Origin of the sequence: Bradyrhizobium sp. A5, assembly GCF_042076515.1 — a bacterium.
GTDB classification, from domain to species: domain Bacteria; phylum Pseudomonadota; class Alphaproteobacteria; order Rhizobiales; family Xanthobacteraceae; genus Bradyrhizobium; species Bradyrhizobium cosmicum.
In genome coordinates this window covers 4,372,146-4,393,097 of sequence record NZ_CP148990.1, presented here as the reverse complement: position 1 = coordinate 4,393,097, position 20,952 = coordinate 4,372,146, and the positions used below count along the sequence as shown (strand labels likewise).

At 61.3% G+C, this 20,952-nt stretch carries 15 protein-coding genes; 11 read left to right on the top strand and 4 right to left on the bottom strand.

Annotation, left to right across the window (positions count from 1 at the left end):
* Positions 1-190: 190 nt before the first annotated feature.
* From tssL to WHZ77_RS21175, 5 genes are read left to right on the top strand one after another with little or no spacing between them, the layout of a single operon-like run.
* A complete protein-coding gene (gene tssL, locus WHZ77_RS21195; protein WP_375309712.1) occupies positions 191-1,426 on the top strand; it encodes a type VI secretion system protein TssL, long form in 1,236 nt (411 codons plus the stop codon).
* A gap of 43 nt (positions 1,427-1,469) precedes the next feature.
* Positions 1,470-5,006, top strand: a complete 3,537-nt coding sequence (gene tssM, locus WHZ77_RS21190) for a type VI secretion system membrane subunit TssM (RefSeq protein ID WP_375309711.1) — start codon at positions 1,470-1,472, stop codon at positions 5,004-5,006.
* Positions 5,003-5,704: a type VI secretion system-associated protein TagF gene (tagF, locus tag WHZ77_RS21185; RefSeq protein WP_375314778.1), complete on the top strand. Its 702-nt coding sequence runs from the start codon at positions 5,003-5,005 to the stop codon at positions 5,702-5,704. The genes tssM and tagF overlap by 4 nt, the downstream gene beginning before the upstream one ends.
* 6 nt (positions 5,705-5,710) lie before the next feature.
* Positions 5,711-6,487, top strand: coding sequence for a PP2C family protein-serine/threonine phosphatase (locus WHZ77_RS21180; protein WP_375309710.1), 777 nt, complete (start codon positions 5,711-5,713; stop codon positions 6,485-6,487).
* The gene (locus WHZ77_RS21175) at positions 6,484-8,292 is read left to right on the top strand and encodes a serine/threonine-protein kinase (RefSeq protein WP_375309709.1); all 1,809 of its coding nucleotides are present in this window, start codon (positions 6,484-6,486) and stop codon (positions 8,290-8,292) included. The genes WHZ77_RS21180 and WHZ77_RS21175 overlap by 4 nt, the downstream gene beginning before the upstream one ends.
* A 9-nt stretch (positions 8,293-8,301) precedes the next feature.
* Here the strand turns inward: WHZ77_RS21175 and WHZ77_RS21170 are convergent, their stop codons facing one another.
* Positions 8,302-9,285, bottom strand: coding sequence for a DUF4424 domain-containing protein (locus WHZ77_RS21170; RefSeq protein ID WP_375314777.1), 984 nt, complete (start codon positions 9,283-9,285; stop codon positions 8,302-8,304).
* A gap of 98 nt (positions 9,286-9,383) precedes the next feature.
* Entirely contained in the window at positions 9,384-9,827 is a 444-nt protein-coding gene (locus WHZ77_RS21165) for a hypothetical protein (protein ID WP_375309708.1), read from the bottom strand.
* Here WHZ77_RS21165 and WHZ77_RS21160 point away from each other — a divergent pair.
* From WHZ77_RS21160 to WHZ77_RS21150, 3 genes are read left to right on the top strand one after another with little or no spacing between them, the layout of a single operon-like run.
* On the top strand, positions 9,826-11,550 hold the full coding sequence (locus tag WHZ77_RS21160; protein ID WP_375309707.1) for a hypothetical protein: 1,725 nt from the start codon (positions 9,826-9,828) through the stop codon (positions 11,548-11,550). The two genes, WHZ77_RS21165 and WHZ77_RS21160, sit on opposite strands and share 2 nt — an antisense overlap.
* A 56-nt stretch (positions 11,551-11,606) precedes the next feature.
* Positions 11,607-13,385 carry a caspase family protein gene (locus tag WHZ77_RS21155; RefSeq protein ID WP_375309706.1) on the top strand — a complete coding sequence of 593 codons (1,779 nt, stop codon included), beginning with the start codon at positions 11,607-11,609 and terminating at the stop codon, positions 13,383-13,385.
* A gap of 18 nt (positions 13,386-13,403) precedes the next feature.
* Complete coding sequence (locus WHZ77_RS21150; protein ID WP_375309705.1) at positions 13,404-14,051, top strand: DUF4384 domain-containing protein; 648 nt, start codon at positions 13,404-13,406, stop codon at positions 14,049-14,051.
* On the opposite strand, the gene WHZ77_RS21145 is transcribed toward WHZ77_RS21150, so the two are convergent.
* Both WHZ77_RS21145 and WHZ77_RS21140 read right to left on the bottom strand, forming a co-directional pair.
* A complete protein-coding gene (locus WHZ77_RS21145; protein ID WP_375309704.1) occupies positions 14,044-15,069 on the bottom strand; it encodes a hypothetical protein in 1,026 nt (341 codons plus the stop codon). The two genes, WHZ77_RS21150 and WHZ77_RS21145, sit on opposite strands and share 8 nt — an antisense overlap.
* A 137-nt stretch (positions 15,070-15,206) precedes the next feature.
* On the bottom strand, positions 15,207-17,066 hold the full coding sequence (locus WHZ77_RS21140) for a caspase family protein (protein WP_375309703.1): 1,860 nt from the start codon (positions 17,064-17,066) through the stop codon (positions 15,207-15,209).
* Between the two features lie 874 nt (positions 17,067-17,940).
* Here WHZ77_RS21140 and WHZ77_RS21135 point away from each other — a divergent pair.
* From WHZ77_RS21135 to WHZ77_RS21125, 3 genes are all read left to right on the top strand, one after another.
* Positions 17,941-18,564, top strand: a complete 624-nt coding sequence (locus tag WHZ77_RS21135) for a hypothetical protein (protein ID WP_375309702.1) — start codon at positions 17,941-17,943, stop codon at positions 18,562-18,564.
* A gap of 375 nt (positions 18,565-18,939) precedes the next feature.
* The gene (locus WHZ77_RS21130; RefSeq protein ID WP_375309701.1) at positions 18,940-19,101 is read left to right on the top strand and encodes a hypothetical protein; all 162 of its coding nucleotides are present in this window, start codon (positions 18,940-18,942) and stop codon (positions 19,099-19,101) included.
* A 378-nt stretch (positions 19,102-19,479) separates the two neighbouring features.
* Complete coding sequence (locus tag WHZ77_RS21125) at positions 19,480-20,439, top strand: hypothetical protein (RefSeq protein ID WP_375309700.1); 960 nt, start codon at positions 19,480-19,482, stop codon at positions 20,437-20,439.
* Positions 20,440-20,952: the final 513 nt, after the last annotated feature.

Sequence of the window (20,952 nt, the reverse complement as noted above, 5' to 3'; positions counted from 1 at the left end):
GCCTCCGCCGGGCGAGGGGCCTGCGGCACGTCCGGCCTATTCGCCATCACCCGTACCTTCTCCCGGCGCGCCAGCGCCACCATCATCCTTTTCGCCCGTTCCACAGGGCTCGAACTACGCCTCCGCGCCGACCAGCCATCCAGCCGAGGAATGGATCTCGACACCCGCGCAAGGCCAAGTGCCGCAACCCATGTTGCCGCCAGGCCCGCCGGTGCGCGTTGACGATCTGGTGGCGCCAAATGCCAATCCGGTGATGCGCGCTGCGGGCCCGTTGCTGCAACTGCTCGGTCGGTTGCGGGTGGCGCTCATGCGCGCGTCATTCGCGAGCCTGATGGAGCAGGTCGCAGACGCCATCAAATTCTTTGAGAAGGACATCCGTTCAGCGGGCATTTCCGAGCACCAGGCCAACACAGCGAAATATATCCTGTGTGCCACTGCCGACGATATCGTGCAGCACATCCCAACCGAGGAGCGTCACGTCTGGACGCAATACTCGATGCTGAGCCGGTTCTTCGGCGAGCGTGTCGGCGGCGTCCGTTTCTTTGAGATCCTCGACCATTTGAAGGTTGATCCACTGGTCAACTATCCGGTCCTCGAACTTCAGCACGCCTGCCTTGCGCTTGGTTTTCAGGGCATTCACCGGACGTCGGGGGGCGGACTTGCGAACCTGCAGGTGATCCAGCGTAACCTCTATGAATTGCTGCGCCGGGTCCGGCCGAAGACGATGAGCGACCTGTCGCCCAACTGGCGCGGGCAGTCGCTGGCGGGGCGCCGGCAGCGTCTGCGTGTTCCAGTCTGGCTCGTGGCGGCCGTCGTCGCCGCGCTGCTGACCGGGTCCTATTTCGTCCTGCGGACGCTCCTCACTGGCCGGGCAGAGAATGCGGCCGAGGTGGCGCTCGCGCTCCATCCGGCCGGCCCGATCGAGCTCAAGCGCCAGGTCGTTGCACCACCGCCGCCGCCTCCGCCTCCGCCGCCACCAGATCGCATCACCCAGTTGCAACGCATCCGCAACGCGCTCGCGAAGGAGAACACAGCCTGTGCCATGACCGCGGACCAGACCCCCAGTTTCATCGTGATCAGGGTCTGCGATCTGGCCTTGTTTGCATCGGGCCAGGCGACCATCCTCGACGGTTTCAAGCCGATCGCACTCCGCGTCGCAGCAACCCTCGACAAGGAGCCGGGACGGATCCGGGTCGTCGGCCATACCGACAGTTCGCCGATCCGCACTGTCCGCTTCCCGACCAATTTCGAGTTGTCGGTCGAGCGCGCCAAGGCGGTTGCCGCGGCACTGAAGCCTGGCTTGACCGATGGTTCGCGCGTCGATGTCGAGGGCAAAGGAGCAGATGCGCCAATCGCCAGCAACACGACACCCGAGGGACGCGCCAAGAACCGGCGCGTCGAGATCTTTATCGAACGCAGCGAATAGGCAGATTCCACCGGGTCAGGTGGTTTGCAACAGGTACGGTTAGATGCTTGCCAAGGACATTCTTCGCATCGTTCTCTACGGAGTCGGGCTCAGCTCGCTCGGAGCGGTGATCTATTTCGCCGGTCCCTTCATTGCGTTCGGCGACTGGCGGCCGCTGGAGAACCATATCGTCCGGCAGATCGCTATTCTGCTGCTCACCACGGTCGTGGCAGGCATCGTTGGCCTCAATCTGTTCAAGCGGCGCAAGGGTGCCAAGGAGATTGCCGATGGCATCGCTGGTGCGGACCAGCTCGTCAGCGATGAACCGGTGCTCAAGGAGCGCATGAAGGATGCGCTCGCGACGCTGAAGACCGCCAGCGGCAACAAGTCGGGCTATCTCTACGATCTGCCCTGGTACGTCATCATCGGTCCGCCCGGCGCCGGCAAGACCACGGCGCTGGTCAATTCCGGGCTCAAATTTCCGCTCGCGCGCGGGGCGACGCCCGCAGCGATCGCGGGGGTCGGCGGTACCCGCTACTGCGATTGGTGGTTTACCGAGGAGGCGGTGCTGATCGATACCGCCGGCCGCTACACCACCCAGGATTCCAATAGCAAGGCCGATAAGGACAGCTGGCTGGCGTTCCTGGACATCCTGAAGAAAAGCCGATCACGCCAGCCGATCAACGGCGTCCTTGTCGCCATCAGTATCGAAGACATCCTGACGCTGCCGAAGCAGGAGCTCGCGCTTCACGCCGATGCCATCAGGATGCGCCTGCTCGAGCTACATCAAAGACTCAAGGTCAGCTTCCCGGTCTACGCGCTATTTACCAAAGCCGATCTCGTTGCCGGCTTCACCGAGTATTTCGCCTATCTCGGGGAAGCGGGCCGCCGCCAGGTTTGGGGTGCCACGTTCCAGACCGCCGATAAAACCCAGAATCTGGTGGGGCAAATCCCGGTCGAGTTCGACCGTCTGCTGGAGCGCTTAAGCGAGGAGACGCTCGACCGTCTGCAGGACGAGCCGACGCCCCAGCACCGCGTGCAATTGTTCGGCTTTCCGGCACAGATGGCGCGGCTCAAGCCCCAGATCCACGATTTCCTCAACCAGATCTTCGAGCCCACGCGCTATCACGTGAACGCGAACCTGCGCGGGTTCTACTTTACCTCCGGTACGCAGCAGGGCACGCCGATCGACCAATTGATCGGGTCGCTGGCACGTACCTTCGGTGCTGAGGAAGTCGGGTCCGGATCCTATTCGGGGACGGGCAAGAGCTTCTTCCTTGCCGATCTGATTTCCAAGGTCATCATCGGCGAAGCCGACTGGGTCTCGACCGACCGTGCCGCGGTGCGCCGCGCCCTGATCCTGAAAGCCGCAGCGCTATCGTTGATCGGCCTGGTGTCGATCGGACTGATCGCAGCCTGGCTGATGAGCTACAAGCGGAACTCCGATTTGATCGAGCAAAGCCTGCAAGCGGATAGCGAGTATGCGGCCGTCGGCGCACCACTTATCAAGCAGACGTTGATTGCCGATCACGACCTCGACAAGGTGCTGCCACTACTCTACCGGCTGCGCAACGCCCCGGCAGGCTACAGATCGCGCGGCGAGTCGGTGCCTCTGTCGGCTCGCTACGGGCTCAGTCAGCACGCCCGGCTGCTGTCGCCCTCGAAGGCGGCCTATCATACGGCGCTTGAGCGCATGTTCCGGCCGCGCCTGCTGTATCGCCTGGAGGAGCAGCTCAATGCGCGCATAAACGAACCTGCCTTCGTCTACGAGGCGCTCAAGGTCTATCTGATGGTCGGCGGCCTGCAGTCGCCGGACCGTGAGCTGATCCGCTCCTGGATGCAACGTGACTGGGCGGACAACCTCTATCCTGGCGCCACCAACGCGGAAGGGCGGCGTCTACTCGACGAGAACCTCGTGGCGATGTTCGACCTCGAGACCGAACAGCAGCCGCTGGTCGAACTCGACGGCCGGTTGATCAAGCAGGCGCAGAGCTCCTTGGCGCGCCTGAGCGTGTCGCAACGCGCCTACGAGTTTCTGAAATCGGAGGCTCGCGCATCGACTGCTGGCGACTGGATCGCCGGTCGCCATGGCGGACCCGACATGGGTGTCGTTTTCGAAACCACGACGGGGCAGCCTTTGGACGCCGTGCGGGTACCTGAGTTCTTCACGTATAACGGTTTCCATCAGAAGTTCGTCGCACGGCTGTCCGGATTGTCTGAGCGGATGAAGCGGGAGCGATGGGTTTTGGGTGATGCAGGCCAGCAGTCGGCCATCGACCAGCAGTACGACAATCTGGCCGGCGATCTGCTCAACGTCTATTCCAACGATTTCGTGGCGACCTGGCGAACCGCGCTCGGGAGCCTGCGCCTGAAGAAGCTGCTCGCCGACAAGCCGAAATATGAGGTGCTGCGGGCGCTTTCGGCGCCGACCTCGCCCATGCGGCAAATTCTGGAATCGGTGCGTGACGAGACGGCGCTGACCAAGGAACGGGCGAAGCCGGCGAACGCTTCGGCGCCAGTTGCCGTACCGGCGCCAGTACTCTTCACCAATGCCCAGGATGGACCGCCTGGCGCGATGATCGAAGCACAGTTCAAACCTTACCATGCGGCGCTCGAAGGCGAGAGTACTCACCGGCCGATCGACTCGGCCGTCGCGAACCTGAACGACATCGCGCAGAACCTGACGCTGATCATCGAGAATCCCCAACTGACCGCACAAGCCACGGCCGCGCTTCAGACCCAGGTCGCAGCGCTCCGCAACAATGCCTCGCGCATGCCGCCGCCATTCTCCGACATGCTGCGAGCAGCAGCCGCGGAGTTCGAAGGCAGCATCGCGGCTTCAACCGCGGGGCAAATCCTGCAAACGTTGCGCGATCAGGTCACGCCAGTCTGTCAACAGACCGTGACCAACCGCTACCCGTTCATCCGCAGCAGTAGCCAAGAAGTCCCGCTGGCGGATTTTGCCAAATTGTTCAGTCCGAATGGCGTTATGGACAAGTTCTTCACCCAGTATCTGGCACCTTATGCCGACACGTCGCGATCGGACTGGACTTGGCGAAAGGAGAGCCCCGTTGGTCGGTCGTTCTCGCCCGACACGCTCAAACAATTCCAGAATGCGGCTTATATCCGGGATGCGTTCTTCCAAACGGGCGGCGGTGTGCCGGCCGTTTCATTTGCGATCCGGCCCCCCGGGGCGCCGGGACCAGGCGTGACCGTTAAGACCGAGATCGGCGGCACCACGATTGCGAGCCCAACCATTCCCGGATCGGCCCCCTCGCCTTTGTTTGGCGGTCCGCAACCTACGCCGCCGCCACAGCCACAGAGCAACTCGCCAACGACCGTCCTATGGCCGGGCCCAGCGCCGCGAACGGCAATTTCAGTCAGTAACGACACTGGCCCGCCATCCGTGCTTGAGCGCATTGGTCCCTGGTCGTTGTTTCGGATGCTGGAGGCAGGTTCGTTAGCGGTGAAAGCGGAAACGGCCAGCGCGACCTTCATCGTCGCTGGGCGCGAGCTCAGCTATCAAATTTCGACGGGATCGTTGCGCAACCCGCTGAACCTGTCAGTGCTGCGCGAGTTTCGTTGCCCGACCGGGATATGACCATGCGTTGCGGGCTATTCGGCAAGATCGGCGCAAAGCGCGATTTCATCGCGATCGCGACCCCACGCAGCTTCCTCGAGGCCTGGGAGCCGTGGGTACAGGCGGCGCTGTCAGCAAGTCGCCACCAGCTTGGCCCAGGATGGCAGCAGGCCTTTCTGACCGCTCCAGTCTGGCGGTTTTGGCTCGGCGCCGCGATTTGCGGCACGACAGTGGCGGGTGCGATCATGCCCTCGCTCGACGGGGTGGGGCGATACTATCCCTTGACCCTGCATGCGGTGACCGGCGAGGCCGTCTCGCTGCCGCCGCCGAGCATTGATCCGCAGGACGAATGGTTCGGGCAAGTGGAGACGTTCCTACTTTCGACCCTGGATCGGGCCGCAACCTTCGAGCAGATCTCCGATGCATTGGATCGGCTTGCGGTGCCACGATTGCAGGAGACCGTCGGCAGCGGTCCGCCGATCACGTCGCTTGGTACAGCGGCAATGGGGAGGGCTTCGGCGGTCGACGCCTTCGCGGGGGCGTTTGCAGCACTTTGCGCCACCAACCCACAGGTCTACGCCGCGGCTAGCTTCTGGTGGACCGCCGGAGGAGAAGGCTTTCCGCCAATGGCGCTGAGTTGCCGCGGATTACCAGATCCGTTTCACTACATCACGCTGCTGACCGGTGATCTCGGCCTCGCGGCGTCCGGGACTGGATGACGCGCGATGGTGCATATTCCATCCTTGTTCGATGTTGGTAGCGTCACCCATGCCGGGCGGGTGCGGGAGCGGAACGAGGATTCATGTTTGATACGTACCGACGTTGGCCTGTGGGCGGTCGCCGACGGTATGGGTGGTCATGAAGCCGGAGATCTCGCTAGTCGCATTGTAGTGCAGTCGCTTGACGCGATCCGCACGCCAGAATCAGCCGCAGACCTGTTGGCGGAATGCGAGGAGCGGCTGTTCAGCGCAAACCAGCAGATACTGGCGCTAAGTCATGAACGACAGGGTGCCACCGTCGGGACCACAGCGGCGGTTCTGCTCGTTCGCGATAGCTACTATGCTTGCATATGGGCGGGTGACAGTCGGGTTTACCTGATCAGTCGCGGCGCAATTTGCCAAGTGTCGCATGATCACAGTGAACTGGAGGAACTGATCGCCGAAGGCGCGCTGTCGCGCGAAGACGTAAATGATTGGCCGAGCAATGCCATTACTCGTGCCGTCGGTGTCGCCGATGATCCAGAATTTGAGGTGGTGACAGGCCCGGCCGAGCCGGAGGATATCTTCGTCATCTGCAGCGATGGCCTGACCAGGCACGTGCACGACGACGAGATCCTGCAGCACGCGGCTACGCGGCGCGCCCAGGCGGCTTGCGATGACATGCTCGCGCTGGCTCTTGATCGCGGCGGGCTTGACAACGTGACGATTGTGATCGTGCGATTGCTGACGCCACGATCTCAGGAGGCGACAAGATCTCCGCTCAATCGGGAGCCGCAACCATGACCCCGAACGATCCGTTCCGATCGTCCTATCACGGCGTGCCGCCCGGCACCCGTCTCAACGGCATTTACGAGATCGAAGCGGTGATCGGCGCGGGCGGCATGGGTGAGGTCTACAAATGCCGTGAGATCCAGACTGGATCGCCTGTTGCGGTGAAAATGCTACTGCCCGACATGGTCGATAACGAGGCGGCGCTCGCGCTGTTCCGTCGAGAGGCCGCGGCACTCCACAATCTCCCGCATGACGCGATCGTTCGCTACTTCCTGTTTACCGTGGAGCCGGTGCTGCAGCGACCTTATCTCGCGATGGAGTTCGTGAATGGCCGCTCGCTCTCGAACATGCTCGATGATGGGCCGTTGACCTTCGAGGCGCTGATCAGGCTGATGCAGCGCGTCGCATCGGGGCTGGAGGCCGCCCATGAGCACGGCATCATCCATCGCGACGTTTCTCCGGACAACATCATCGTTCCGCTCGACGACGTCAGGCGGGCCAAGATCATCGACTTCGGCATCGCCCGGTCGACCCAGATGGGTGACAAGACCATCATCGGCTCGGGCTTCGCTGGCAAGGACAACTACGCATCGCCGGAGCAGGTAGGGTTGTACGGCAATGACGTGACTGCGAAGTCCGATGTCTACAGCCTCGGTCTTGTGCTCTTCCATGCGCTGACCGGACAGAAACTCGACATGGGTGGCAGCCAGTTTCAATTGGTGGAGAAGCGCCGGCGGGTGCCCGATCTCGGTGCGGTGGATATGCGCATCCGCCCTTTGCTGGAGCGGATGCTGCAGCCTGATCCGGCATTGCGCCCGACGATGGGGGAGGTCGCCAACTGGACGCCAACCGGTTCGGCCCAGACGCCGGCCGCGCCGTTATATGGCTTCGATCCGCTGCGGCGGCCGGAAAGCGCGGCGCCGGCGCCGCTGGACAGGATGCCGTCGACCGCGCGGGGTCCGCGCGGCCTCTGGCTGGGGGCGGGCGTGGCGGCATTGTTGCTGCTGGTCGGCGGTGGTGGATATGCCTTCTACAAGCTGGTCTGGTCAGCGCCCGGCACCGCGGTCTTGCCGCCACCTCCGAAACTCGCTGGAACAGTGGTGCCGCCGAAGGTCGAGCCCGCTGGACCACAGCCCGGACGCCAAGAGCCAGTGAAGTTGCCCGCGCAGCCGACGGCGACGCCGCCTCCGGGACTCGAGGGGCCGGGGCGAGCTGAGCGCATCCGCAAATACGTGGCCCAATATTCTGGCGGTGACTGCTTCTTCGTCTTGCCGATTGCCGTGAGCCCAAATGCCGCTGTCATCGAAGGGTTCGGTGCCTCGACCGCCCCATTCGATACCTTCGACAAAGCGTTCCGGCGTGAGCAGGGTTTCGAGGCTTCGATCGGCGTCAGGCAAGTGACCCAGGCGCAATGCCCAGCCGTCAAGTTCTTGAGTCAGGTCGGGAGCGATCAGGCGCGAATGCCACGCATCACCTTGTCAGCAACAGAGCTGAAAGGCGGTGAAACCCTCAATGGGACCATTGAGAACTTCGCCAACCGCGTGGTGGAGCTGCTCATGGTGTCGGATCGCGGCGAAGTCCAAAGCCTGTCTTATCTTCTGAAGCCGGGCATCGACTCACTTTCGTTTACGCTCCCGACAGCGCGCGCGAGCGGTCCGCAATTGCTGTTAGTCGTGGCGGTCCCGCAGGTCCTGGACTCATTGCGCCAGCCGCGACCGATGGCTGCCGACACGTTCTTCCTGCAGGCGCTAAGCGAGGCTCAGCGCAACAAGGTGACTGTCATCGCGGCCGCGCGCTACGTGCTGCTCACCAATTGACCGGCGCGCTCAGAATGTTCCGATCACCAGGATTTTCAGGTCGGCATCCGGCTTGAAGTCGCTTGCCGTATACTCAAGCGTGTTTCCAATAGCAGACGATGCCTTTAGCCGCCCAGGACAGAAGCTCACCAAACGGTCGCTGCCGCCTGGGTCGATAGTCAGCTTGAATGACCGGATCGGCCCGGCCCAATTCGCGCCGGTCTTGAGCACGTACGAAATGCGCCGCTCCTGCAGATTCGCGCTGTTGGTCTGGTTACTGCCCGCGCGCTTGTCGAGCTCGGCGAGGAACGTATCCTGGACGCAGTATTCTTTCCGGTAACGCGCGACTTCCTGACCGAGTGCGCTGCTGCGGCGCAGGCTCGAGCGCAGAATGGTGTCAGGACTGGAGCCAACGCTCGGCCGGTACTGGTGTTCGACCGTGACGGTGCGTATGGGCGGAAACACCTGCTGGCGCACAGCCGAAGTCTTGATAACCCAACCCGGCGCATACTGCTGGCGACCGTTGTCGCTCATCCCGGCTGGCATCAGAAGTCCGTCGTCCACGAGCCGGGTCCGGGTCGCCGCGGGCAGGTCGGTCACCCGGATCTCGCGGCGACCAATTGGCAGCAGCGGCAACTTGAGTTCGCGGAGCAGGGCACTGACGTCCCTGTTGCCAACCATGGCGCGCTGATCGACGGTCAGCGGCGCCGGGTTGCCGTCGACCTTGGTCTCGAAGTCGACGAAGTTGATCGGATCATTTGACGGCAGTGCAACGTTCTCAGCCTCCGACAGGTCGATGTCGGGCAGCGGAAAGGCAACAGTAAGCGTGACCTGCTTGGCGGTGAGGTTGGCGAATTGGTAGCGAACGCTGATCCTGTCAAGCGCGATACGAAGGTTCTCGCTCTCCATGGCCACGTCACTGGAGCGTACGAACTGGAGCCCGCCGATCGACAATTCCGCAGCCGAGTCGTTGGCGCGTGCCGGCCAGCCCGTCGCAACCAGGAGCGCGACCATCAGGGCCCGCATCCGGAACGACGGTCGGGCGTGGGGTCCGTTCGGCAAGCTAGTCTCCATGCGGCGTCGCAGCATATGCTGGTTCCATCCGATGCGGGTCAATCGATCGCCTGATAAAGATCGCCCCACTCGGGCTTCCAGACCCCGTCTGGATCGCAAACCACGAGCGCGAGCTTGACGTCGTTTGCCAGCCGGATCGCGCCGCGAAAAGCATCCTGAGCTGGCAATTGCGCGCTGACCTGGTCGGTGGTCAACCGTCCCCGGCTCGCGGCGGCAGGCAGCACGATCGATCCGGAGGCGCCGTTATTGTCGCGTTTCAGGAGCAGCGTGATTGCGTCGGGCTGGACTTCATTCACTTGCTCAAATCTATTCCGGGCCATGGTTTTCCACCGCACGCTGGAGAAATTTCGGACTATCACCGTCCAGTGATAGAATTGAACGTGATTGCGATTGCTCACCACTAATTGACGCGCCGCATCAACGGCATCTCGGATTAGTCGATCCGACGCGGCGATCGGTTCGGGGTACATTGAGGCGAACATGCTTCGTCCAAATCATTGGATCTGGGTCTTCATCGTTGGCGCTGGGATTTTCACAGCCAGGGCGCACGCCGACGATACTGTCGTACGCAGCTTCGCCGGCGGTTCGGCCGCTTCCATGGTCGGCATCGTCCCGGCCAGCGAGGACGTGGAACTCGCAGGACCGCAAGCACTCAGCGCCGACGGGCAAGGCAACCTGTTTGTGCTCGATCAGATCAACGGTCGCATCCTCCAGTTTGACCCGAAACAACCAAGTTCCGATCCTGACGTCCTCAAGATGCCGAAAGACGTCCAGCCGACCGATCTCGTCGTCCACGACGACGACATATTGGTTTGGGACGGCGGCGTACGAACGCTGAAGGCGGCGCCGGGGCAATCCACGCGCGGACTCGGCGGTGACGTGATCCAGCTCGAGGAGGTCTCCAGCCGTGGGGCGGATGATCAGGTCGCCGTCTCCGCTTTCGCCCAGATGGGATCGCAGGCGCCCGGCAGCGCGGCAGACCTGCTCGACCAGAACACCCGCGCGGCCATCATCAAGACGACCCGCCAGTCCGACCGGCAATATGTGGCTTCCCGAAGCAAGGGCTCGGTGATCGCCGATATCATTCCGGACAAGGGCAATTCCAGCGTACGGGTCGAGATCCAGACCATGGTCACCAACGAGACCATCGGCCAGCTCGGCCTGCGCGTGCGCAACCAGCTTGGGACGGTGGAGTTTCTCGAGATCGACAACAGCGACCGCTTCTACGTGCTGGCCGAGGATGTTCCGCCATCGGGAAAGAACGCCACCACATTCGTCGCACGCTATGCCGCGAACGGGCGTCTCGAGGGAATCTATGAGCTTCCTCTGGAAAATACTCCGCTGACCCGGCGGTTCGTTACGGTTTCGAGCGATGGCGACGTCTATTTCCTGCGGACCAAGCCGGACGGTATCGAAGTGGTTGGCGTCGGGTTTCGACCTCTGACCAATGCCTCGATTATCGACGTGCGGCCGTCGCGAACGGCAACCGCGCCGGCTCCGCAATCCGACGTCAAATTTGACGCTTCGGCCGCCGTGAGACCGTCCAATCGCCAGCAGGCGATCGAGACGGCGTTTGCGTTCGAGGGCATCCAGTGGAAGCTGACGCAGGCGAACTACGGCAACGATCCCGACAGCCAATGCAGCGGTTTCAGCCGTGTTCGTCGGCCGTGGTATCTGCAGGGAAAAGTGAACCAGGAGGTGCGCGGCGTACCCTATTGCTGGGGCTGCCACGGTTCGCTCGCGAACTTCCGGCAGCGGATCGAGAGCGGAACGCTGGCCGGCAATGTGTGCACTCGCAATGCGCCGCGGCCGGATGTGGCTGGCGTCGACTGTTCGGCATTCGTCAGCGCCGCGTGGGGGCTCTCCGTCCACTACACGACTGCCGCTATCCCCGCGATCGCAGCGCCCGTGGCAAATCCCTGGGACCTGAGGCCCGGCGATGCGCTGAACAAGCCAGGCTCGCATGTGATGTTGTTCCTGCGGTTCACGCCTGATCGCAAGGCCGAGGTCATGGAATCCTCGACCGGTGGCTGCAACGGCCGCGTCTGTCGCAACGTCTATCCGTTGGCGAGCCTGCTCGCGCGCGGCTATGTTCCGGTCCGCTTTCGGGCGTTCGCGGATGATCAGACGACGGTTTCAGCGGGCGCCTATCAGGAGACCGAGCAACCGCCAGCGGGCCGCAAAACGGCAAGCAAAAGGCGCTGAACCCAGTGTGTCGCCAGAGCTACAAAATGGTAGGCATGATGTCGAGGTGGATCACGATGCGGATGCCCAGAGGGCTTGATTGCGGGATCGGGCGGCTATGCGCCACCGTCGGGCTCGCTGCGTTGATCGGACTGACAATCCCGCAGGCGCATGCGGCAGGAGATTTGTCGATCAGCAATCCAGACGGGGCGGCGGTGCGCGCGCTCGTGATCGGGATCGACGACTACCAGCACGTGCGCAAATTGAAGGGTGCGGTCGCTGACGCCACGGACATCGTGACCAGCCTGAAATCCATGGGAGTTGGCGACGTCGTCGAACTGATTAACGCCCAGGCCGACAGGGCAGGCGTCCTGCGCGAGATCAGTGCACTGGTGGAGCGGACCAAGAACAACGACCTCATCTTTCTGTCGATCGCCGGTCACGGCACCCAGGAGCCGGAGCGCGTCAAGGGCGCGGAGCCGGACGGGATGGAGAACGTGTTCCTGCTGCCAGGCTTTGAAATCACGCCAACCGGGTCCGTTGAGCGTGTTCTGGGCAGCGAGTTCAACCATTTCATCCGGCAGTTCGAGCTGCGCGGAGCGAGGGTGATCTTCGTGGCTGATACCTGCCACGGTGGCGGTATGGTGCGCGATATCGATCCGCGTGCCGCTGAAATGAGCTTCCGGCAGGTCCCGCGCTACACGTTGCTGGTCGACGAACTGAAGCCGGTGTCGGACAGCAACGATCCGAAGTCCGAGCTTGACCTTGACCACACGGCATTTCTGGCCGCGGTGGACCGCTACACCAAGGCGCCGGAAGTCCGCATCCCTGGCATCGATGGCCTACGCGGGGCTCTCAGCTATGCGGTCGCGCGTGCGGTGGAAGGTAGCGCGGACATCAATCACGATGGGAAGGTGACGCTTAAGGAGCTTTTCAGCAATGTTCGGCAGGTGGTCTATCAGCTCTCGGACCAGCGCCAGAACATTGTGACCATATCGTCGCCAGCTCAGACGCCGGATACCGACGTCGCCTTCGGATTGACGCGCGGTGTAGTGCTGATTCAGGGGCCGGCCGCAAGAGCGGCCTCGGGTCAGGCCGGAGCCGTGGCGCCCGTCGAAGGGCAGGCTCCGGCGCCTTCGGCTGTCACTGCCAAGGCACCAACCGTTCCGACCCTCGCCGCGGCGACCAAGGAACTTCCGATCAGTGACGCGCCGGCCCCCCTTCGCCTCGCTGCGCCGATCCGACTGGCGGCGCTCGACGGCAAGACGAACTATTTTGCAAGCGTGAAGCCAAAAGATGTTCCCGTGCAGGCTGTTCAACCGACGGACAATCCCGACCTGATCTGGGACCCTGTGTCGCACGACGTGATCGCTTGGGGGGATGTGGTTGCCTATGGGATGGACGTTGCCAGCCTGCCGACGGTGATTGATCGGACAGCGGCAATTCGTGAACTCAAGCGCATTGCGACCCGGTCGCCGCAGGTGATGCGTATTTGGCCAGACGATCGCCAACAACGTGCTGGCCAGACGGTCGAAGTTGACCTGTCTGATGTGGCATCAAGGGCGGTGCTGCTGTTCAATGTGTCCGGCGATGGCACCATACAATTGTTGTATCCGGTGGGTGCTGATGCGGCGTTGGCCCGATCGACGAGTTTGCGCCTACCGCTCAGGGTCGGCGAGCCGTTCGGTGCGGAGCAGATCGTTGCGGTGACCTCGCAGCAACGCATGGTCGATCTTGAGACAGCCCTAGTGCAGTTCAACCGGCGTCGCGCCTCGGGCCAGGTGATCAAGAGTCTCGAGCGTTACTTGCCCGCGGACGCGCGAATCGCCTCGATCGGCTTCTTCAGTGCTCCTTGATTCTTAAGGGAGCAGGCCATGCCTTCATCGCAGCCGATCCGCCAGGAGCGACCATGGCTCGCATTCCTGCTGCTACTGGCAGGTAGCGGAGCTGCGTCCGGAGCACCGTTGCCGACGGCGTCGTTACATGTCGGCACGACGTACGCACCTTGGCTTTGGCCCGTACAAGCGGTGCGCAGGCAGACCAATACCGCGAGTGTGTCCCTTCAGATCCTGCCGAGTCAGACCGTCAACGTCGGCGGCAAAGTCTCGTTCGGCGTCACCGCCAGGAAGCCTGGATATCTCATTTTGGTCGACGTCGACGCGGAAGGGCGGATGTCCCAGATCTTTCCGACCCCCGAGCTATTGGCTCAGTCGAACGAACGCGACATTAATCTCGTCAAGCCGGGTGTCGAATTCGTTGTTCCTGCTCCGGCGGCGCGGCAACGTGGTTTTGAATATGTCGTCGCACCGCCGACTGGGTCCGCAGTGATGATCGCCATCCTGAGCGAGCGGCGGGTGCAGTTGCTCGATCTGCCGGACTTGCCGCGCAAGCTACAAGATCAGGCCGAGGCGTTGAGCTATCTATCGGCCTGGACCAGTGAGTTGCGCGTGCCGGACGCCGGGAGCGGAAAGCTGGTGACAAACAATTGGTCGTTCGACGTCAAGTCCTATTCCATCAAGTGAGCCCGGTAAGGCTAAGGTCTATGAAGACTAAAGCTTGCTCAGCCGACTGAAGAAGCCGCCCCGGGCGATCATGTAATGAATGTCCTTTGGAAAGGGAAAAGCGCTGCGGACGTTGGAAATCGCGCCCTGAAGGAATTCCCTGCTGTGGCGCCGGCTTGTGGCGCAGACGCGGCTGGTCAGCGACCTGCGGTATCATGAAGCGATCCACGAAAGCCGGGTCGAGATCGTTGACCCTGACCATCTGGCCAAATGCCGGGAATAAGTCGTAATGACCGACCCTTACGCTGAGGTTCTTGAGAGCAGGACGTTGTGGCTGCGCTTGATTGCCATCGGCCGTCGCCAGCCCGCGCCCGATCAGGTCCAGCTTCACCGATTGCGGGAGAGTTGAGGGACCATACACGATTTCGAGCGCGCGGCCGCTCTGTCCGGACAGCCACTGGTACCAGAAGGTCGCATCGTCGGGCCGCGCATTGGCACCGTAGAGGCAGTCAAATCCCCAACAAGCGGTCAGCTTCCCTTGATACTTTCCGAGGCTCCCGACGAGATTGCGCATGCCGTTACCACCACCGGAGTGGCATGCGATGATGAGCTTGCCGATCTGGAGCTGAGGAATGGACGTCGAGGACATACCCAAGAACCTGGCAAGAGCTCCAAGGATCTCCTCGAGATAACGTTCGCCCCAGTTCGCGCCTGCCAGGTCGGACACGCTGTAGTTTCCGGCAAAGGTGTCGCCAACGGCATATTCGTAGCCCAGGAACGGCGCGATAAGCACCACGTCCTTGCCGGAGTCCCGGACCTGTTCGCGCAGTCGCGCTGGATCGCTGTGGAACAGGAATTCATGGTTTTTGACGTAGAAGCCGTGAAGCCAGATCACGACATCGAACTTGGTGGCGGCCGTTGGGGGCTTTGGCGGAAGATAAACCGCCGTCGGCTTCATGCCGGGCGCCTGCCGCTTCGTGAAGAGCGTCACCCCTGGAAAGGCGTTGGCGTCCTTCTGCTCAAGCTCACACGCCACCACGCAGGTCGCTCCGCTTCGGCCAAGTCAGGCACGGACCGGCCCGACCTGATGTTATGCTCGGCTGCCGGCCACGTTCGCGATACCAAATCGCCGTGGCCCCATGGCTTTCGATGACGCCGTGGTAGCCGCGCGCGTTGCTAGCGGCAGGACTCTACATTACCTACGTTGCCCCCGGGGCCGCCGCCGCCACGGTATTCGAGGTGGCAGCCGCGACTGACTTGACGGCACAGAGATTGGTCACAAACGATCTGACCACTGCCGCCGCTGTTCTTCGCAGTTGCTTGCCGCCGCGGAACGTCGGCTGTTGACTCCGGCCGCTCGCTTGCCGAACGATCCGCACGCGATGGACGCTCGTCCGCGTTGCGCCTTGCAACCGGTTTCTTCCCGCGCCGCTTCTCGCATTCATTGTCGTCGTTGAGGAACGAGCCCTCGGCACAGGTGATCCTACTGCACTGGTCACCGTCAGCCTTATATCCATGATCACAGATCAGGGGACAGACCCGGGACGGCTTGAGCTTGATTGCGTCAAGCGCGTCAAGACTTGCGAGCTTGGCGTCGAATTTGGTTCCCGCGTGCCGGTTGAAGAGAGCCAACGAGCGCTGTGAGGCCGCATTCCATTGGCCATCGACGGGACCGGCGAAGCAGCCGACGCGGCTCAATTCGCCTTGCACGGACTTCGCGATATCGGCTTTTGCGATATCGGTCAGGCGCGGCTCGTCGCTCAGTGCCGCGAGCTTGGGCGTCTTGCTGTCCTCGCTGGGCGCAACGGCTGTAGGGTTATCCGCGACGGTACTCTCAACGGCCGGCTTATTCCCGGAGAGTGCCGCGATGATTGTAGATTCGGATGCAGTTCGTTTCCGTTCCGCCTCGGTGGCCTGCTCCTGCGCCGCTTGCTTCGTCCTCTCGGCGGCAATCCGGACCTCTTCCGCAGCCTTCAGATCCGCGGCCGCCTTCTCCTGTTCGGCACGCTGGGCGCCCTGGGACATCAGGCGAGCTTGTTGCTGCTCGGCCTGCTGCGCTTTCGCCGTCGCCGCGACGCGTGCGTCCTCGGCCTCGAGCTGATTAAGCTGCAGCTTGGCCAGATTTGAGTAGTATCCGTCCGGATGCTGGGTCAGGAACGCGTTCAGAGCAGGCTTGTTGCGGAGCTGCAAGGCCAATTCGTAATCGCGACGAATTTCCGACTGGGGGTTGGCTGCTTGTATCGGCTCCTCGGCCTTGGCAGCCGGAACAAGTGCAACGTCTTCGCCGCCCAGCGAGCCGTAGACATAGGGCTCCTGTCGGTTGCCCGTGGCTTGCAAGACATCGTCGCGGACGAAGCCGAAAGCCCTGCGCAAGTCGAGCCCCGGTTTTGCAATATACTTCACGAGAGCCGTCGCGTACGGACTATTCTTGCTGTTGCCATCGAGTGCGGTTAGTCCCGCTTTCGCGGCAAACGCGATTAGTGTGTTGGAGACGGCAGGTTCGACCCTGGCCAGCCCGCGGCTGATTGATCGCGAGGCAACCGTACGCTTCATCGAGTCGGCAAACGGATTGTTGCGGCACGCGTCGACTATCACAACGCGCAGCTGCCTCGCAGGCTCGATCGCCAGCAAGACACGGTCGAGCGAGAATGCTTCGTCATAGATGTCCGTGTCACGCTCGAGTCTGGCGTCCGTGGGGATCAGATAGTTCGTCCCGTCGATCTCGATACCGTGGCCAGCATAGTACACCAAGGCAATGTCGGCATTGCGGGCTTGATCGGCGAATTCTCTCAGGGCCCGCCGCATGTCGGTCGCGGCGAGGTTGAGCCTTGAGTCAACCACATCGAAACCCGCACCTTTCAAGGTTGCGGCGATGGCCGCAGCGTCATTGGCCGGGTTTGGAAGCAGTGGGGCGTTTTGATAACTGGAATTGCCGACCACCAAAGCCACGCGCTTTGTCGCCCAGGCTGGCTGAGAGGCCAGGAACAGCGAAGCGGCGAGAAGAAGACAAACTCGGAGGTGCCTGTACAATCTCATGGCGAACACCCAACCTATGCCCGTAGAATGGTAACGTCGCGAGGACGGCCGCGTAGGAAATAATTCCTGAATTCGTACGCTACTGGCGGCTGCCTATCTGCATACAGTACCGATCTCGAGCCCGATCCATTCCTATGTGTTGTTTTGAAATGCGGAGGCGTTCAAAAGGTGCGGAGGATTATTGCGGCCGGGCGTTGTGTGCCGATTCATGTGCATGGATAGGCGCCCGCAAGTCTTAGTATTGTACGATCGCGCTATAAGTTATTGATATAAAACAGTTATTATATTTTTTGGCCTACTTGCGGCAGCGCGTCTGAAGGCTCTGGCGTGATTCAAACGAAAGTTCCGCTGACGGCAGATCGAGGGGACGTGAAGTCCAGGGTCCGGCTTGCGGATCGAGCGTCTCGGTCGGTGAAGATCATCATCTTCATGTTCCCGCCGGAGCGCTCGATCTTCGAGCGCAGGACTATCCAATTACTATCCTTGAGCCACATCGAGCCTGACGTCGCCTGATCCGACGCGTCGAGCATCGGGGCATCGATAAGCAAGCAGACGCGGTAGCCCGGGCAAATAGCCGGCTTGCCTCGTCTATACTACCGGTGCCCCGACGGTGGAATGCGAGATTGGCCTCTTCTCGAATGTCGGTGTAGCCGGCGCGGCGGCCGACCGACGCGTCCTCGCAGCGACATCGTGACTGCTAACTTGATGAAGCGTGGCCCATTGGTCGCCTTCGTGGCTAGCAAGGTTCAAACAGATCGCTCACGCGATTGCTGCCGCGACAGCGCTTCCATAGGAAGCGAGGTGCGCATACGTGATTGCCCTCTGCCCGGCAGGCTGTTGCCACAACTGAGGGCCGGACCGCGTCTTTTCCGGTGTGACCGATTTCGAAAGACGGCGCACGGAGATACAATCGCAATTCCGAGCTTCGGAGAAGCTAATGCCCATTCCGTTGAGGATCTACATCACGCCATTTGCCGACAGGGGGGTCGTTGAGCCCGGGCAATGGAGCAGCGATACGGCCAAGAAGGCGCTCGACGTGGTCAATACGATCTGGTCAAAGGCCAAGATCTCGTTCGTGATCAGCGATTGCTTGATGGAGAAGCCGCTCGACATGGCAAAGAGCGCGCGCAGCAACGATCAGCGATTGCTGGGTGTTCTTGCCTCTCGGCACGATCCGGACAATGCCATCCACATCTACCTCGTCAATTCGATTGAAAATCTGTCTGCCGGCGGAAGCTCATACCCCAATAGCCAACCCGAGCCGGCAAGCTTCGTCCAGTGGTATGGCAATGACCACGCCAATGGACGCGCCTGGGCTCACGAGCTTGGCCATCTGATGAGCCTCGATCACGTCGAGATCGACTATTCCAATGAGAAGCAGGCGGCGCAACGGGTCAAGAACCTCATGACGATAGGATTGAGCGCCGGCTCCGACTTGACTGGCCAGCAGATCGATGCAGCCAAGGGCTCAAAGCTGGTCAAGCGATTTGGCGGATAAGTCGTTGGCCGACCGCCGAAGTCGTCGCCGCCGTCGTCCTGCAGATCGCGTGTCCGCGCGAAGCGGCGGGACCTGCTCTTCACGTGGCGATCTCCACCGAATTCAGAAAAACGATTGCATTGTGGCAATCGACGTAGTCACGCGCTCCCGGCCGGACGGTCGAGGCGGCGGAACTTACGGCAAATCTCGTCTCGCCAGGCCTCGTAAGCGGAGCCCTTGGCGAGCCCCCCTTGTGGGAATTCGAAAAGCAATCGAATGACTGTGTTTCGCGCATGGCGGCGACAGCCTTAAAGAGAGAGCAGATCAAGGAAAGACGCCAGGTTCCTATTCGCGAGATCCTCGTCGCTCCAGTCCAGACGTGTAGCGCGAGAGTCCATGATTGCGATCACAGAACTGGTAGCCACTTCGTCCGCTTTGAGTAAGGCCATCCGCGACTACAATGACCCCAACGATGAAATCACCAGCGACCACACCAAGTGCTTCCGGGATATTGCGCCACGGGGCTGGACGACGCTTACCGTTTCGCTCTGTTTTTGATGGACGATCAGGTAGACGCAAAGCAAGCCGGTAAGAATACTATCGAGATGCGCTGCTGTTTCAACAGCGGTTGGGTGGGGGCCTCCAAGTCTAGGGCAATTCCGCGAAGCCTTCGTGCTGTACGAATTCCACGGCCTGTCCTGTCGTGACCTCTCCTAGCTAGGTCGTTGCTGCTCCGATCGCGACAGTGATGTCGCGTATTGCACAAGCGCATACTGCTTCGGCGCCAGATCGAAATGGGAACAAGATCACAACCTTCGCTTCAGCTGTCGATTTCATGAACTTCTTTTCTCTTTCACGCACTAAAAACAAGGCGGTCCAGCGCCGTCCGGCCGATTGCCGACGAGTTCCTATTTGTTTGTTGCAGGTCGAAGAGACATGTTCCACAAAACTGGTCCGGGCAAGGTTGACGTCGATCTGGATTTTTCAGGAGTGGGGGTTCTGCACGCGCGGCTCTCGAATTTCGATTTCGATGATTTTGCCGGCTACCAATTTCGGGGCTTGAAGACAGAGCATGCCGAATTTCTGAAGAGCAAAGTCGTCCCGCTACTCGAGGACGACGCCGGTCAGATCTGGATGACGGGATCGGCGAGCCGGATCGGTACGGCGGATTGGAATATGACGACGTCGGCCAACCGCGTGATTACCGTCGCGAAGTCTCTGTCGGAGATGGGCATCCACCCGGAGCAAATGCAGACGCACGCCATCGGCAATACGCAGACGGCAAATCACAGGCTGGACGAAGACAGCGACAGATCAGTGGTCCTTTGGGTGCTGCCGAAGGTCTATTTCGAACCGATCATAAAGCCAGACTTGCCGCGACCCGTTCCGCCGAAGCCAAAGGTCAGTCGAAATTTCAAGATAGCCATGCTGCTTGAGGTCGACGGGTCGATCTCGTTTGCAGCGAGAGCGGCCATCAAGCGCATCGTGAAGGGCAGGGCTGGAGCCGGGATTGCGTTTGCCAGCGCGTTGTTCTCCATATGGGACACGGAAAACAATTTGAAGTGCACCTACGTCTATGCGGCGGTCGGCCTGGGCTTTGGATTAAGCCTTCCGAAGACCGGCGGCAGATCGGGTACCCTACATGGCCCCTGGAATTCGTTTACGACCGAAAAGCCAATCTCCTGTTCGCAGTTCGGCAAGTCGATGCGCTTTACGACTATCGGCATAGGCGGTCTAAGCAAGAACTGGATTCTGCTGGAAACGCCCAGGGGAGTGAAGGACGTCTACTTGAGCATCAGCACCGGCACGACCATAGGCGGGGGCGCATCGACATACCCCGCCCATCTTAGCGCTTTCGTCCCGCTGGAGAGACCGAAGCCGTTTGGCGGGCCGTGAGTGAACCGGCTCATCGAAACCTTTAGCCCGCCATCTGCGAGGCGAGCCTTCGACGTTCGACTGCAATCTACGTTTAGACGCCGGTGTCTTGGGTGCGAAGTGCAGCTTGGGCAGCTTACGTTCCTTCTGTAACCGGTTGACGTATTTGAGTGTGCGCTGCGCCTAGCTCTTGTGCCCAAGGTTCTGAATTTGTTAGCCAAAGGGCTGGCTCTTCGATCAGCTGCCCTTCGGCTATGCAGCGGACTTGGTCGCTTGCACTCGACCACCGATTGACCACCGAAGCATGGTGAACAAATGGCGATAAAGGTGGTCGAACACGAATTGCTTTTGTTGATCTTTCCTCCCGCTATTTACGTTCAGGACGCAGGGGGCGCAGGTTTCGCAATAATCGGGCGGCTTCAATTTACAGTTCGACCGTAACTTATTGATCTATTTAGGCCTCTTGAGGCGCCCCTTTATCCAATAAGAGGTAGACTCTTAATCAGCGGGTCCCAGGTTCGAGCCCTGGTGCGC

Excerpts from the sequence above, each read along its gene's own strand:
- tssL (WP_375309712.1), top strand. The coding sequence starts at position 191 with ATGTTGCCGCCAGGCCCGCCGGTGCGCGTTGACGATCTGGTGGCGCCA.
- tssM (WP_375309711.1), top strand. The coding sequence starts at position 1,470 with ATGCTTGCCAAGGACATTCTTCGCATCGTTCTCTACGGAGTCGGGCTC.
- tagF (WP_375314778.1), top strand. The coding sequence starts at position 5,003 with ATGACCATGCGTTGCGGGCTATTCGGCAAGATCGGCGCAAAGCGCGAT.
- WHZ77_RS21180 (WP_375309710.1), top strand. The coding sequence starts at position 5,711 with ATGGTGCATATTCCATCCTTGTTCGATGTTGGTAGCGTCACCCATGCC.
- WHZ77_RS21175 (WP_375309709.1), top strand. The coding sequence starts at position 6,484 with ATGACCCCGAACGATCCGTTCCGATCGTCCTATCACGGCGTGCCGCCC.
- WHZ77_RS21170 (WP_375314777.1), bottom strand. The coding sequence starts at position 9,285 with ATGGTCGCGCTCCTGGTTGCGACGGGCTGGCCGGCACGCGCCAACGAC.
- WHZ77_RS21160 (WP_375309707.1), top strand. The coding sequence starts at position 9,826 with ATGCTTCGTCCAAATCATTGGATCTGGGTCTTCATCGTTGGCGCTGGG.
- WHZ77_RS21165 (WP_375309708.1), bottom strand. The coding sequence starts at position 9,827 with ATGTTCGCCTCAATGTACCCCGAACCGATCGCCGCGTCGGATCGACTA.
- WHZ77_RS21155 (WP_375309706.1), top strand. The coding sequence starts at position 11,607 with ATGCGGATGCCCAGAGGGCTTGATTGCGGGATCGGGCGGCTATGCGCC.
- WHZ77_RS21150 (WP_375309705.1), top strand. The coding sequence starts at position 13,404 with ATGCCTTCATCGCAGCCGATCCGCCAGGAGCGACCATGGCTCGCATTC.
- WHZ77_RS21140 (WP_375309703.1), bottom strand. The coding sequence starts at position 17,066 with ATGAGATTGTACAGGCACCTCCGAGTTTGTCTTCTTCTCGCCGCTTCG.
- WHZ77_RS21130 (WP_375309701.1), top strand. The coding sequence starts at position 18,940 with ATGATTGCGATCACAGAACTGGTAGCCACTTCGTCCGCTTTGAGTAAG.
- WHZ77_RS21125 (WP_375309700.1), top strand. The coding sequence starts at position 19,480 with ATGTTCCACAAAACTGGTCCGGGCAAGGTTGACGTCGATCTGGATTTT.